This is a genomic window from Bordetella avium, from assembly GCF_034424645.1.
Taxonomy (GTDB): domain Bacteria; phylum Pseudomonadota; class Gammaproteobacteria; order Burkholderiales; family Burkholderiaceae_B; genus Bordetella; species Bordetella avium.
In genome coordinates, this window is the sequence record NZ_CP139969.1 from 1,717,895 (window position 1) to 1,733,802 (window position 15,908).

The 15,908-nt window shown below is 58.0% G+C and carries 6 protein-coding genes; all 6 read left to right on the forward strand.

Annotated elements, in window-relative coordinates:
• The first annotated feature begins 327 nt into the window (after positions 1-327).
• Positions 328-8,253, forward strand: coding sequence for a two-partner secretion domain-containing protein (locus U0029_RS08230; protein WP_147294798.1), 7,926 nt, complete (start codon positions 328-330; stop codon positions 8,251-8,253).
• 522 nt (positions 8,254-8,775) lie between these two features.
• Positions 8,776-9,372, forward strand: a complete 597-nt coding sequence (locus tag U0029_RS08235; RefSeq protein ID WP_012417631.1) for a fimbrial protein — start codon at positions 8,776-8,778, stop codon at positions 9,370-9,372.
• A 209-nt stretch (positions 9,373-9,581) separates the two neighbouring features.
• On the forward strand, positions 9,582-10,295 hold the full coding sequence (locus U0029_RS08240) for a fimbrial biogenesis chaperone (RefSeq protein ID WP_169507422.1): 714 nt from the start codon (positions 9,582-9,584) through the stop codon (positions 10,293-10,295).
• Between the two features lie 21 nt (positions 10,296-10,316).
• On the forward strand, positions 10,317-12,827 hold the full coding sequence (locus U0029_RS08245) for a fimbria/pilus outer membrane usher protein (protein ID WP_114851981.1): 2,511 nt from the start codon (positions 10,317-10,319) through the stop codon (positions 12,825-12,827).
• Positions 12,824-13,948 carry a fimbrial protein gene (locus U0029_RS08250; RefSeq protein ID WP_147400050.1) on the forward strand — a complete coding sequence of 375 codons (1,125 nt, stop codon included), beginning with the start codon at positions 12,824-12,826 and terminating at the stop codon, positions 13,946-13,948. Before U0029_RS08245 ends, U0029_RS08250 begins: the two co-directional genes overlap by 4 nt.
• Positions 13,941-15,719, forward strand: coding sequence for a ShlB/FhaC/HecB family hemolysin secretion/activation protein (locus U0029_RS08255; protein WP_169507421.1), 1,779 nt, complete (start codon positions 13,941-13,943; stop codon positions 15,717-15,719). The genes U0029_RS08250 and U0029_RS08255 overlap by 8 nt, the downstream gene beginning before the upstream one ends.
• The last annotated feature ends 189 nt before the right edge of the window (positions 15,720-15,908 follow it).

A 15,908-nucleotide genomic window follows, 5' to 3' on the forward strand; every position in this document is an offset into this window, starting at 1 on the left:
TTCTCTGCCGATAATCTCTCGCACTCGATCAATTCCGGCTGAAAATGATGGCTTAGGCTGCGGATGTTGATCTCTTCTCGATCCATAGTTTGCGATCAACTGGGTAAGCGCTATTTACCATGCGGGTGCGCCAGAGAGATGGATTGTCTGTCTGAGGCTATTCATCAAATCTAAATAGAGAAAATTCCTACATATCTCATAGAAGTTGTGGCATGTTGCGCTGCACGAATATTTCCTACAGTCACAGTACTTCATGTCCGGACTGTCAGAAATAGTGGATGCACCGATACCCCGGACGTTCTATAATCGTTAGCACGGGTGCAAAACGTGAACGCTTCGCTTTATCGACTTGTATTCAGCAAGATACTGGGAATGTATGTTCCGATTGCTGAAATCAAAACCGCCGGGCGCAAAAAAAGCACTCGCGCACGCCGAAAATTAGGGGGGGTGCCTAGGGCCTGTCAATTATCTTCGGCGATTCTTCTTGCCTTTGCCATACCGGACTTTGCTGCGGCAGAGGTTGTCGCTGCTAATAACAAAAGCGCGGTGATCGAGGCCCGTACCGGCGTGCCTGTTATTAATATTGCCGCACCCAACGCGCAGGGGCTTTCACATACCCAGTTGCAGCAGTTGAACGTAATGCGGCCCGGCGTTGTATTCAACAATAGCCTGCACGACGGGCAGTCCCATATTGCGGGCAGAGTCCTGGCCAATCCGAATCTCAGCGGTCATGCCGCCAAGTCTATTCTGGCAGAGGTGACGGGCACCAGTCCCAGTTCTTTGGCCGGCACGCTGGAGGTCTTTGGCAATAAGGCGGATCTCATCGTCGCCAATCCGAATGGCATTACTGTCAATGGCTTGACCACCCTGAACGCCGGTAGCTTGACGCTGACGACCGGCGTTCCCACCGTACGGGGGGGCTCGGTATCGCTTGCCGTCGACAAAGGTAGGCTCACTGTGGGCGATGAAGGCGTCAACACGGATGGCCTGAAAACGTTTGACATGGTCGCCAAACTGATCCAAATTGATGGCGCTATCGGCAGCTCCGGCCAGAAGTCCGACATCAAGGCCATCGCGGGCACTTCGGTTTTTGACACCGCTACGCGTACCCATACAGCGAAAACACGGGTTGCCCGCGCTGCGGCTCAGGATGGTGGCGGGTACGCCATCGATGGCAGCGCTGCTGGCGCCATGCACGGCAAGGCAATCACCCTGATCGCCACGGATGCAGGCCTGGGCGTGCGCCAGCCTGGCAGTTTGAGCTCAGAGAACGACATCAGTGTTCAGGCTGACGGCAATATTCAAGTCGGCAAGACTCAGGGCAAAAATATCAGCACCGTATCGGGTGCGGCCGCTTCGGTTGGCACAGCAGTCGCGCGGCAGAATCTGACGCTCAAGGCGCAATCCGGGCTCTCGATTGATGCTTTCAATGTTAAGGGGGATGCCAATCTCCAGACTGTCTCGGGAGTGTTGTGGCTGGGGCCAGAGACTGGCGCAGTCAGCGATGGAAAGTCTTCTACAGGCGGGCGGCTCAGTGTCGCGGCGAGCGACGGCGGTGTTGTCGTCAGCCGCTACATCGACACCGATTCCCTCGAGCTCAAAGCCTCAAATGTGCACATTAACCACGCCTTGATTGACGTGAAGGGCTCTGAACAGCAACCTGCCACCATCGACGTGAGCGGTAGTATAACGATGGCTGGTACGCTGAGTGCGGTACGTGTCGACGGCGAGACCATCAATAATGCGTCGATTACGCTGGAGAATGGGGTCCCTGTTGTACGGGATGGCCTGACGGGCCAAGCGTTGCCGGGGGCGGAGATCAGCTCCGACGCGGGGATCCGTGCGCACCAGGGTGATATTCAACTGAAAGCGGGCAGCCTTCACAACAACGGGGGCATGCTGCTGAGCGCGCACGGTCTTGAGGTCAAGGCCACCAGTCTGATCGAGAACAAGGGGATTCTGCGGACAAAGAATAAATTGGCGCTGAGCGGGCAGAACATCGATAACGCCTTTGCGGTGCTGTCGGATCAGGATGTCCAGCTGCTGGCGGCGGGCAAGTTCTCTAATACCGGGACCGTCCTGGCGGATAAAGGGGCTTTGCTTATCGGTGCGAATGCGTCCATCAACAACCAGGGTGTGTTGAACGCAGGGGGCCGTCTCACGCTGGGCGGCCTCGCTGCCGACGCAGGTCAAGAGGGGAGCCCCGATATTGTTTCCGCCGGTAGGATTCTGAGTGATGGGCTTACCGTAAGCGGGCGGCAGTTCGACAATCAGGGCAAGCTTACTGTTCGAGGCGGTGGCGTCAGCATTAAGGTGGAAGACGCCCTGCGCAGCACGGGTGAGGTGCAGGTCGGCGTCGGCAGTGACGTGCAAGCCACGGCCAACACGATTCATCTTGGCGGCAAATTCGTTAGTCTCAGTAAGGTTAGCCTGAGCGCTGCAGGCGATACGGATATTGATGGCAAGGGGCGGGTTTCGGTCAAGCAATTGTCCTTGTCGACCCATAATCTGCATAACACGGGTTCGGTCTCCATTAGTGGCGCAGGCAATATTCAAGCCCGTGGGTCGGTGGAAAATCTGGGCAAGCTGCAAGGCGTCAATCTCACGCTGGAGGCGCAGCATCTGGACAATAAGGGCTCCTCGGCCGTATTGCGAGGCACACGTTCGCTGGACGCCACAGTGAAAGGCGATGTGAACAATGAAGGCCGCGTCGAAAGCCAGGCCCTGGTTGTCCAAGCCCAAAACCTGCGCAACCAGGCCGAGGCTACGATCATCGGCAACAAGGGCGCCACGCTGAAGGTAGCCGAACAGTTTAGGAATGGCGGCACCATCCGCTCCAATGCCGGTCTGACCGTGAGCGCAGGCTCGCTCGATAACCTGCTCGGCGCCAAACTTCAGGCCGACACCGCCACCTTCGATGTGCGGGATCAGATGCGCAATGCAGGCGAAGTATTGGTCAAGCAGCAACTGAGCGTCAAAGCAGCTGAGCTTGACAATGCCGAGAGCGGCAGCATCAGCGCCAGCGATGCTGGGCTCAATGCAAGTGCGCTGAATAATGCCGGCAAAATTGCGGCTGTAAATGATATCGTTTCCAACATTGGTGATTATCGCAATACCGGCCATATCAGCGCAGGTGCGAATGCCAGTTTCACGGTCACCAATACTGATGGCCTTGAAATCGATCCCGAACGCAAGGCCGCCGTAGCCAATGGTACGCTGACCTATGAGGCCCGTTCCCTGCGTGTGCGCGATGCCATCCAGAACCCGGGCAATATCGTATTGAAAGCCACTCAGGGCGATATCGATAACGATAACCAGATTGTCACGCCGCAAAATCTGACGCTGACTGCTCAGGGCGATATTATCAATGAGGCCGGGGCCCTGATGTGGGCCGGCCAGAATATCAGCTTGTCTGGCCGGAATATCAACAATGAGCGTGACGCCTGGATCATGACGCAGGATGGCGACATCACGCTCCAAGGATCAAACCGGGTTCGGAATCGCGTGGGCCGCATTGACGCCGGCAACAACCTGGTGATCGATGCGCCACGCACCGAGAACCTTTCCGAGTTGTCGGGAGAGGTTGGCGGTTTTAGCCCCGACAAGCCGGAAAACGTTGTTACACAAAAGAATCTGGGGCATTGGCGTGTGGGTCGTTGGGTGCGAACGAAAATCGATGACTTCTCTGTTCGCCGCCCGATGTCAACCCTCAGTGTCAAACAGGGGCTCATGCTCGCTAGCGGCGATATTCATCTCAATCAACATGAGCAAAAGGGGCAGGGCAGCCAGATCTATAACGAGGGCATTGTGCTGGCCGGCAAAGTGCTGAAAGCCGACGGGTCTACCGATAACCGTTCCTTGTCCAAGCCATTAAATGTCATTGACTTTTTCAAGCAGAACGTGGGTGGCCATTATGTGACCAGCGTCGTGGATTCCTTAGCGCTGGCGAACGTCGATGAGCGTGCATTCCCCAGCCTGTACGATCTGCTGGACTTCGTGTTTTCCGACCCGAATTGGTGGGTGACGCTTTTTGTTGCCTATGGCTACCATCCCGCTGACGTCGCTACGGTGTTGATGTCTGCGGATATGACCCATGCGCCCGAGTTCAACAAAATGCTCAACCATGTGATGGGCTCTGATTGGCGTGCTCTTGACGCCACCCAGCGCCATGTGCGCTGGACCGAGGCCAAGGCGGGCAAGCGTGCGGCGATGGACTTTTACCCTGATGCGCAAACCGTCATGGCGGGCCGCAAGGGCGTGGAAATCACGGGCGGGAAAATCATGCTGGGCGGCAACGCTACCCAGTCCGCCTCCGAAGCGCAGCTCACCGCAGCGCAGCGTGGCCACGCCAATATCGGCAAGGCCGATGTGGCCATCGTTACCGGTACGCTGGATGCGGTATTCGCGTCAGGCGATGGCATGTCCTATGTCGGCAAGGATGACCTGATCTCCCAAGATCCCGTGTTGCAGGAGTTGCTGGGTAACCGCTTCGTCTTCGGGCGCGCGCCCGACAAGCTCGCCGCGCAGGCGAGCGAGGCGAGCGGCGATGCACTGCCTAAGCCTTATTACGAAACTCGCCTGGCCTATATCGATCAGGGCCAGTTTTACGGCTCCTCGTATTTCTTCCAGCAAGTGGGTTACCAGCCGCATCAAGGCGTGCGCGTATTGGGTGACAATTATTTTGACACCCAGATGATTCAACGCGAGCGCGCGCGTTTGTTGGCAGGCGCCGAAGGGCGTGACATCCTGCAAGGCGCATCGCTGGTCAAGGCAATGATGGATAACGCCGCGGCTCAGGCCGGTGCGCTGGGCTTGAAGGTGGGTGAGGCGCTGACCGAGAAACAAATCAGCGGTCTTGAAAACGATATAGTCTGGTATGTCTGGGCCAATATCGAGGGTAAGCCCGTTATGGTGCCGCGCGTCTATCTGGCCAAACAGAGCAAGAAAGCAGCAGAAGACAGCCGCAAGCGCGGCGGCGCGGTGATCGCCTCCGCTGGCGCTATCAATGCGAAAACCAACGGCGCCGATGTTGCCGTGTATAACGCGGTTTTCATGGGCGACGCCGGGGTGCATGTCGATGCGCGCGGCGCTGGCGCGGACAGCGGCAACATCGCTTTCACGAGCACCGGTGGTGTGCTGGGCGGTGCTTTCAGCAAAGAAAACGTGGATTTGCACGGCCAAAATATTCGTATCTCTGGCGGCGCGATCAATGCCAAGCGCGTCACGCTGGATGCCAAAGACAAGCTGGAAATCATCGTCGGCATGACACACGACGATAAGGGCAGGTTGGTTCGAGACTTAAGGGCTGATCAAGTTAACGGCCAGCAAAGCGTCAATTTAAGCGCCAAGGCGATCACCACCGAAGGCGCAACGATCGCCTCGCAAGGCAGTGTCTCTCTCAAGGCTGACAATGTCCATCTCGGCGACGTAAAAGAGGTCGGATCGGAGTATAGGCACACCGTGCATAATGGTTTGGGTGAATTTTTCTCCTTCCTGTCTCAAACCAATACCATAGAGAAAAGCGCTCAGGCCAACTCGGCGGGTACCGATATCAGTACCAAGGCCCTCAAAATTAATACAACAGGTGATCTGACGGTCACCGGAGGCAATGTCCAGGCCACAAACAGCGATATCGATGTTGGTGGCAATCTGAAGCTGGAGGCGGGTAAGAACGATAGCTACCACGACTTCAAGGAAGACAAGAGGCAGATCTTGGTGGGCATGGATGTTGGCGCCGGCGGGTATTCGGCCAGCGCTGGCTTTGACACTGAAGATGGCCTGCAAACCTATGCCGGGCGCGCAGGCCCCAATAGTGGTGGCGCGACGTTTAACCTCGGCGCTTCCATTTCTTCAGAAAAGGAAACCCGGCAGGCCGAGACCTATAGCAATGGCGTGTTCAATGTTGGCAATGGCTTGATCAAAGTCGGCAGCATGGCGGATATCGGCGGTGCCGATATTAATAACCACCGGGCCGGCGACGATCAAAGTCAGCAACAGGATGGCGGGCTGAGCCTTACGGCGAATGAAATCAAAACCACCAAGTACGTAGATAAGGAAAAGCGCGATTATTCCAAGGTCGGCTTCTCTGTCGGGTATCAGGCCTATGCCAAATCGTCACTCCTCACGACGTCTTCAAGATTTGGCGACATGATTGCCCAGACCGTGGATGATCCCAAACGGAAGGTGGACCCGGCGCTGGCCGCTGCCATGGCGGCGACTGAAGCGACTCAACTACTTTTTGACGATACCGTGTCAGCGGGAGAGCATGTCGGTGCCGACGTTTTTTGGCAGCGTCAATCCTCGACCCACACGAAAGAGAACACCCAGCGTATCGGCGGCAATGTTTCATTCAATGCCACAAAGGGCGATATCGATCTGGTCGGAACTCAGTTCTCCGGAGGGAATAAGGTGGAGCTTGATGCCAGGGGCGACGTGTCCTTGCGCGCAGCCAAGTCCACGACAACCTCTAGCGGCGAGGATCATCGCGTGGGTCTGGACGTGGGCAGAAGTTATGGCGTCAATGCGCCACTCCGTTCAGCCGGCGCTGGCATATGGGCGACGCTCTCGGGGACGCATCTGGTCAGCCACGAAAACTCGACGACCTATGAGAACGCCACCCTTGGGGCGCAGAATATCGACATCAAAGCCGGTAAGAACCTGGGCTTGATTGGCGCCACGGTGAAAGCGGATCACAGCGCAAACGTGGTGGTCGGTGGGGATACGACGATAAAAAGCCTGCAGAATGACATCAAGCGCGAGGCCAATGGTGGCAACTGGGCGGTTGGTGCAGTGATAAGTGTTAATAGCAATACGCTGGTCTCTGCCTCAGCCTCACTCGGTGGCTCGGCTGAACATCACCACGACAACGCCCGCGTCGTAACGCAACAGGCCGGTATCACGGCGGGTGGCCCGCTTACCCTGAAGACCGGAGGCAGTCTGGGCATGACGGGCTCCCATTTAGTGTCGTCCACCAAAGAAGGACATATTGGCGTGGGTGGCAGCATTAATGCCACGAAACTGCACGACAAAATCGATAAGGATGGAGGCAAGGGTGGTGCGAATTTTGCAGTTAATCCAACCACTGGCCTGCCCATGGTCAACTTTGAATATGGCCGTGATGCACGCGATCACGTCGAGTCCACAAATAATGTGGTCATTAACGTCGGTACCAAAGCGCGCGGCGGCGTTCATGGAAGTGTCAGTACTGATCCCAGCAAAGAAGTCGTCGTAACCCGGGAGGAGTATTACGCTGGCGGTGAGTCGGTGTTGTCGGTTCCGACGTCTAAGCCGAAATTTCTGATGAGAGAGCGGAAGAATAAGATTGATCCGCCGCCGCCGCCGCCACCGCCACCGCCACCGCCACCGCCACCGCCGAAGGTGAAGAAGGTCGATCCTCCGCCGCCACCGCCGCCGCCGCCACCGCCGAAGGTGAAGAAGGTCGATCCTCCGCCGCCACCGCCGCCGCCGCCGCCGCCGAAGGTGAAGAAGGTCGATCCTCCGCCGCCACCGCCGCCGCCGCCGCCGAAGGTGAAGAAGGTCGATCCTCCGCCGCCGCCGCCGCCGCCGCCGCCGAAGGTGAAGAAGGTCGATCCTCCGCCGCCACCGCCGCCGCCGCCACCGCCGAAGGTGAAGAAGGTCGATCCTCCGCCGCCACCGCCGCCGCCGCCGCCGCCGAAGGTGAAGAAGGTCGATCCTCCGCCGCCACCGCCGCCGCCGCCGCCGAAGGTGAAGAAGGTCGATCCTCCGCCGCCGCCGCCGCCGCCGCCGCCGAAGGTGAAGAAGGTCGATCCTCCGCCGCCGCCGCCGCCGCCGCCGCCGCCGAAGGTGAAGAAGGTCGATCCTCCGCCGCCACCGCCGCCGCCGCCGCCGAAGGTGAAGAAGGTCGATCCGCCGCCGAAGGACGAGGTGGATGGTCCGAAGCCTGCGCCTAAACCCAAGGCTCAGCCCAGGCCCTCTCCATCGACGGCCCGTTATGAGGTGCAGAAGCAGGTGAAGGACTTGCAGGGTAAGGTTTCTGCGATGAACTTGATGAAAGATGGTCCAGGAGGGAAGTTACAAAAACCTGTAACGCTTACCGTGGTTGGCCCGGATGGTCCAACAACTGTCGTGCTGAAGAAGCGCGGAGATGTGATGAAGTTAGATGGCTTCTTGATGATGTCTAGCCCCGCTCAGGGGGCCAAGCAGGAGCTGCGTCTTAAGATTATTGATGAGGGAGGTCAGAACTACCGGGTTACCTATCGCTCGGTCAAGTAGTTGCAGTCCGCTCTGAGGCAGAGGGTCGGCTTAGCAGGCTGATCCTGCTGTGCAGGGTTAAGGCCTGAGTTTCGGTATGGCGCCGAACTCAGGCCTTGTTTTTGTCTATACCGAAGCGAAAAGTGTCAAGAAGTCGTTATCGGTTTGAAAGGTTTGCGCATGCTCAGAAAATAATCAGCATCCCCCTTCGGTGCTAAGCATCGAATGTGTTTGCCACAACGCAGGAAATTCAAATAACTATGCGTTTTGTGTTGTGGCCCATGCGGGACATTTCTTCCTGGAGCGTTAGCCAGATGCTTAACGAGCCAAAGAAGTGGCCGCGCTTTATAGTCCTGCCGTTAGGAATAATCCTACGTCCATCGGGGCTTTGGCTGATATTTTGCATTGGTAGATATCAATAGGATTCTGTTTAACGCATATATGCACTTTGGTATCAGGAAGTTCTGAATAGAGCACTATTTTTCTTGATACTTTATGTGCGTTTTTGCGTGGAATTCTTATTGTTAAGTCTCTACAAATACCATGCATACGATCAAAAAAACCTTATTCTTCATCGGCATGATTGGCGTCTTTGGGGCCGCCCATGCGGCAGACGGCACGATCACTATTCGCGGTGAAATCGTTGACAGCACATGTCTGATCCAGGGCGCGCAGCCGCCCGCCAATATCGATGTGCGACTTCCGAAGATATCTACTTCGGCAGTCAAGAATGTGGGTGACACCGCAGGTGCGACGGTGTTCGACATCAGGCTTACGCAATGTCCCGCCACGCTGAATAACAACGATGTCCATATTTATTTTGAGCCTGGCCATACGACGGACTTCGCCACCGGCACTTTGATTCCTTACAAGCTTGCCTCAGCAGATTCCGTCATTCCTGCCGCAGGCGCCGCCGCTACCGAGGCAGACAATCTGCGCATCGAGATCGCAGGTCTTGATGGGGTGCAGATTCCGATGGGTGCGGTAGCCGCTGATCAGCAATTGGCCGGCAATACCTTCCGAGTGACGGATAACAGCGCCATCGCGCGATTTCTCGCGCGATACAAGCGAACATCGACTGGTGCTATCGCCGCAGGTCGTGTTGGAACCTCGGTGCAATTCTCTGTCATGTACCCCTGAGGCGTAACAGGGATGGCCTGCGGCCTCTCCGCCCTTTTTTGATCCCGTCCTGCCTGACGCGAATTTCGGGGTTTCCCCTCTGGAAACCCCGGCGAGAGGCTGTGGGCGACTTTCTTTGGATTCCCATCATGAAAACCCCATCCTGGGGCGCGTTATCCAAGCCCGGAACCTCTGGGTTCCGAGCGGTTCGCTCCCGAACAAAGCATGTTTTGTTCTCTCTCGGCCTGGTATTTCTTGCCACCGGTTTTGCTCAGGATGCTCAAGCCAGTTTGGTGATCGAAGGCACACGCGTTGTCTACCGTGAGGGTGCGCCGGAAGTCGTTGTCAAGATGACCAATGATGGCAGTGTGCCATCCCTGATGCAGGCCTGGCTGGATGATGGTCGGGCCGACGCGACGCCCGATCAAATGGAGGTGCCCTTTTTTCTGACGCCGCCCTTGGCTCGCATCGAGCCGGGCAAGGGGCAAACCTTGCGCATTTTCCATACGGCAGGCGGCGAGGCCCTGCCCAAGGATAGAGAGTCGATTTTTTGGCTGAATGTGCTGGATGTGCCGCCCAAGCCGCAGGGTGATCAGGATGCTGGCGCGATTTTGCAAATCAGTGTGCGTTCGCGCCTGAAGTTCTTCTATCGGCCCAAGGGCTTATCCGGTACGGCCGATGCCGCGCCAGCCGACCTGACTTTCAAGCTGGCAGGCGCCGGCAAGCTCGAGGTCAGCAATCCCACGCCCTATTACGTGAACCTGAGCGAACTGAATTTCGGTGGCTCCAAGGAGGCGCCGAGCCAACGCTTTCCCGCTTTGATGATCGCACCTTTTTCGAGCGCCAAGCTCGATATCGGCAAGTCCGCGCCGACTCAAATGCGCTACGCCGCCATTAGCGATCTGGGCGCTATTCAGCATTACGAGAAAGACGTCGGTAAGTAAAAGGCAAGAGGCGTGTTACCCATGTTTATCCCCCATAAGCCCAAACTGCTGCGTCTGGCCTTGAGCGCCGCCTTTTTGTCGTGGGGGGGCGCACAGGCGAGTACCGATCCGCAGGCGAGCACAGAGCAATACGCTGACCTGCAATTCAACCCCATGATGTTGTGGGGGTCGGCCAGCAAAACGGATTTGACGCGCTTTTCTCGGCGCAATGTGCTGCAGCCTGGCGTGCATCGCGTTGAGGTGCAGCTCAATGACCAGCGTGCGCTGTCCATGACCGTGAGTTTTCTGCCCGCCAAGCAAGCGGAGGGCAAGGCCGAGAACGCGCGCGCCTGTTTTTCGCAAGAGCAGCTCGAGACGCTAGGTATCAATATCAAGGTGCTGAGTCCGGCCTTGCAGGCACGACTGTCTGCCGGAGATTGCGTCGGTGTGACCGAGATATATCCCGACAGTCTGGAGAACTTTGATTACTCGACCAGCCAGTTAGCCATCAGCGTGCCGCAGGCTTATGTGCTGAGAAAGCGGCTGCGCGATGTTTCCCCGGACCAGTGGCAGACGGGTATCACGGCATTTCGCAGCAATTACAGCTATAGCTATCACCGGGCCGATTACGGATCGGGAAGGTTTCAATCGCTGTCGGCTTTGTTCAACAGCGGATTGAATGTGGGTGGCTGGTATTTGCGCAATAGCGCCTTCCTGAACCACAGCGACGGCAAGACCCTGTTCCGGTCGCAACGCACCTGGCTGCAGACCGATGTGCCCGCCTGGCGTGCCCGCGTGGTGATGGGCGATATCTATGCCGGCTCTGAGTACTTTAGTACTTATGGCATGCGCGGCGCTTTGCTTTCCACCGATCCGGCGATGCTGCCCTATTCGGAGCGTCTTTACCGGCCTACCGTGCGGGGCGTTGCGTCCACGCAGGCAACCGTCAAGATCATGCAGGCCAATAGTGTCATCTATCAGGGCCAGGTTGCGCCCGGCCCGTTCGCGATCGACGACTATTCGCCGGTGGGCTACGGCGGCGATCTGCATGTCACGGTGACCGAGGCCGATGGTTCGGTGCAGCGCTTTAGCGTGCCTTTCGGCAATGCCGTGCGCCTGATTCGTCCCGGTACGGTGCAGTACTCGGTGGGTGCCGGGCGCTATAAGGGCGGTTATCGGGGCGGACCGGAGCCCTTGCTTATGCAGGCGACCGGCCGCTGGGGCGTATCAGATGGTTTCAATCTCTATGGCGGGGGGCTAGTCGCTGGCCAGAATTACGCCGCTGTCGTGATGGGCGCTGCGTTCAATACGGCTTGGGGGGCTTTCAGCCTCGACTCGACCTCGGCGAGGACCAGGCCTGTCCAGGGGCGCCAGTACTTCGGCAATAGCTATCGCCTGTCTTATAGCAAGACCCTGGAGCCCACCGGCACGGTCCTGCGTCTCGCGACCTTGCGCTACTCGTCCGAACGGTTCTGGACGTTGTCCGATGCGCTGTCCAGCGGATCAGGCGAGTGGCGGATGGGCCGGCCCCGAGGCGAATTCAGTTTGGCGCTTAACCAGCCCTTGGGTCGTTACGGCAGCCTCTATCTCTCGGGTTCGGTGCGCGACTACTGGGGCTCTTCTGCCAGAAGGATGCAGTGGACGCTCAACTACGGCACGCAGATCAATGGCGTGGGCCTGTCCTTGGAGGCCAGCACCAACAGCGGCTCCAAGTATGGACAGCAGCGTCAGTTCATGCTGAATCTTGCCATTCCCTTGTCGCGCTTCAATGGCACGATCCGAACGAGCGTGCAGCAGCAGACGGGCGGCCATCGCGTGGAGCGCGTGGGTTATGACGCCGTTCTGGGCGAGGACCGCGCGCTGTCTTATGGCGTCGACGTCTCGCGCAGCGACCGCGAGATGAGCTACGGCATGAACGCTTCCTACGCAGGGCGCTACGGACGTGTTGGTGGCACCTTGTCTCAGCAGGCGCAGAACACCCAGCTGTCGGTCAACGGCAGCGGCGGCTTGCTGGTGCATAAAGGGGGCATCACGCTGGGGCAGACGCTCTCTGAGAGCGTCGGCCTGATCGAGGCGCGCGATGCGGGCGGGGCCAGCATCGGCAATATGGCCAATGCCAGCCTGAATGACGACGGCTACGGCCTGGTGTCTTTGTCGCCGTATTCCCTTAACGAAGTGCAGATCTCCCCCGAGAACCTCTCGCTAGACGTGGAGCTGCAATCCACGGTCGAAGAGGCGATCCCGCGCGCCGGCGCTGTGGTGCCCCTGGTGTTCTCCACCCGCCGTGAGCAGTCTGCCCTGCTAGTGGTGGGCAAGCCCTATCGCTCACGTTTTCCCTTCGGCACGGCCATTACAGACGCCGAAGGGAAAACGCTGGGCACGGCGGGGCAGGGGGGACGCGCCTTGCTGCGCGGCTTGCCCAGCCAGGGCGTGCTCAAGGCCGTGTTGAGCGACGGCACGGTATGCCGCACGCCTTATGAACTGGGCGATGACAAAAAAACAGGTCTGGGTGGTTTGCCCTCGATTTCCTTGCGCTGCGAGAACACAAAATGAATATCTTATTCCTTATAAAACGATGCGGGCGAACCTGGGCATGGTTCTGCCTGAGCCTGCTGATGTTAGGCATGTTGGGTGCGCGCGGCGCGCATGCCCAGGTGACGAACCCCGATATCCAGGAGTCCCGTTGCACGCCGCTTAGCATCCCGAGTCCGTCCGGAACGCCGATCCGCAGCACGCCGGGCTCGAAAGTCGGGGAGCTGTTCAGTCATGTCACGGTCGGCACCGTCTACGTCAATTGTTATATCCAGGTAGCGGAGCCCTCGTCCCTCTATGATGAGTTCCAGTCCGGTCTTAACGACGTTACGCTGGTGCTTCGGCCCGGGGCGGGTTTCACCATGGACCCCGCGACATCGACCTTGATCATTCCGCAACTGGAGAACTACGGATTCGGCCTGCACATCGCGGATTCGAAAGGGGGCGCTTTGCCTATCGACTCCGAGGGCAAGGGCGGATGGGTGCTCGGAACGGTTGAGTATCTTACGGATGTTAATCCCATCCCTATGGCTGTAGAGGCAGGCAAGATTGCCATCAGTTATCAACCTATTCAAACACGACCGGCTGTGCGTGTGGGCACGGGGCGGATAGGCAATTACAACGACTTGATGGTTGTGCAGTTGGTGCTCAACTACGGCGAGCCCGGTGCCGTTGTGCTGGCCGAAACTCCCGTTTCATTTGATTTGACCGCGAGCCTGCGCTTTCGCGTAGAAGGTTGCTCGTACAACAACATCGTTAAGCGTCTGGCGAATGCGCGCCGTGCGGATTTCACTGGCATCGGCACGGTATTGGCGGACTCGCCATTTGACCTGGCGCTCGAGTGTTATGGAGACGGCCCGGTCAATCTATCCATCAAGCCGGGCTTTCCTTACGACTCCGTGCCCGGTGTCGGGCTTGGCGACGCGGCAGATACGCGCGGCGTCGGCATCCAGCTGATGGATGGCTCAAGCGGCGAGCACCCCTGGGATTTCTCTCAACGCCGAGATCTGAAAAGCCAGCTGGTCGCTGACAGCTACAGCCATATCTCCGTGCCATTGCGCGCCCGCTACTACCAAACCAAACGGGACGTCACGACCGGTCCGATTGAAGTCATTTACACCGTCACTCTGAACTATGACTAAGCCCTTCTACGCGATGTCCCGGCGTGCGCTGCAGTGCGCCTTCCTATGTCTTCTACCCTGGCTGGCCTATGCTCAGCCGCGCGCTGCGTCTGCGGTCGTGCCGCCACCCGAATTGTCTGGCCAGCAGCCGCTCACGCCGGGCCAGCGCGACCTCAATATTCAGCAAAATCGCATGGAGCGCGAGCTTCAGCAGCAGCGCATCGACCGCGCCTTGAATCAGCAACCCGGCACAGATCTCAGGCTGCCAGCCCCGCCGCAAGCACCGCATTTGAAAGAGGAAGGCCATACCGTGTCCTTGAGCGGCGTTGACCTGGACTTTGGCCCGGTGGCGCCGCTGTTCGATGTCGACACCCTGGTGAAATCTTATTTGAACCGACCCCTGAACAACCGTGGTGTGTTCGAGGTGGTGCGTAGCCTGAGCGCGAAACTCTATGAGCAGGGCTATGTGACATCGAATATCGCCCTGGATAACCCCGCCGTGGTCGACGGTCGTCTAAAGCTGCGTGTCAATTGGGGCAGGATCAAAGGTTGGCGCATCAACGGCAAACCCCTCGAAGGTTGGCGTGAAAGCGCGATGGTGGGCTGGGCCATGCCGAATTGGCGCAATGCCATCCTGAATATCCGCGATATGGATCAGGCCATCGAAAATTTGAACAATGGGTTCAAACAGGTGACAGTGACCGTGGCGCCAGCCGAGGACTACGGTTATTCGTATCTGGACCTTACTGTGGTGCGTAACGATTGGCTGCGTTTTTCCTTGGGGCGCGATAATTCAGGGCAGGACTCGTCTGGTCTCGGTCGCGATAAATACAATCTTTCTGTCTCGGCGGGAGATTTGCTGGGAATTAACGATACGCTCACGATGTTGACTAGCCAGCGGCATTATTCCGATGCGGCCAATTATGGTGAGAAATCCTATGACATGGCCTGGCGTGTGCCTCTCGGATATACCCGGTTCGATGTGCAAGCGGGTTTTAGCAACTATAAAAGCCTGCTCAAAGGGCCGGGGTATTCCTATCCCTCGACAGGCAATTCGCGCAAACTCAGCGTACGTTTGACTCGAACGCTCTACCGCGACGCGACTTCCCAGTTCAGCGTGTATGGTGTTTTGAAAACCCAGCAAAACAAGAACTATCTCGCGAATACCCTGTTGGCGGTCAATAGCAAGCACTATAGCGATGGCACGCTGGGCATTCAGTGGAGCAAGCAGCAGGGCCGGTACGCGCTGTTTGCAGACCTGTCCTGGAATCGTGGTCTGGGCATCAACAACGGGCAGTACGCGGCATTCAATCAGTACGAGGCCATCGGCAATGTGTCGCGTGTGAATGGCACGGCCTCATGGCAGGCCAATTTCGCGCCCGCCGACCGCATTATCAGCGTGCAGTCGCAGTTCGGTTTCCAGCAGTCGCGCCAGATGCTGTTGAATAGCTATCAACTGACGCTGGGAGATGAATACACGGTGCGAGGCTTCAACCGTTCTACATTGCAAAGCGGCGACAAGGGGATGTATCTCACCAATACGGTCAGCATGCCCTTTACCCAGCCGTGGTGGGGAGGGGTGCGCTTGGCGCCGTTCCTGGGGCTGGATGGCGGCCTGCTCAAGCAAAACAGCCCTGGCGCACGGTCGGTACGTATGGCGAGCTGGGCTACCGGTCTGCGGATCAACACCTCTCATTGGAGTATGTCGGCCACTTATTCCAAGGCCTTGGTGACGCAGGCGGGGCTATCTAAAAAGCCTGTGTGGTACATCAATACCTCAATTTTCTTTTGATCGGGCATGCTTCGCCATGACATCCTAGCCGGGACGGTCTTGATTGACGAAGCCTGTTCCAGGCTGGGCTGGAGGCCAGCCCGGGCAGACCCTACCCGAATTGCTTGTGTAGCCAGGAAAGGGATGCGTTAACATCCCTTCAAGCCAACCCGTGCGCCAGGCGGGCCGGCGCAACAATGCGGCTCGCCG

Coding starts and splice junctions, on each gene's coding strand:
- U0029_RS08235 (WP_012417631.1), top strand. CDS start 8,776: ATGCATACGATCAAAAAAACCTTATTCTTCATCGGCATGATTGGCGTC.
- U0029_RS08245 (WP_114851981.1), top strand. CDS start 10,317: ATGTTTATCCCCCATAAGCCCAAACTGCTGCGTCTGGCCTTGAGCGCC.
- U0029_RS08250 (WP_147400050.1), top strand. CDS start 12,824: ATGAATATCTTATTCCTTATAAAACGATGCGGGCGAACCTGGGCATGG.
- U0029_RS08255 (WP_169507421.1), top strand. CDS start 13,941: ATGACTAAGCCCTTCTACGCGATGTCCCGGCGTGCGCTGCAGTGCGCC.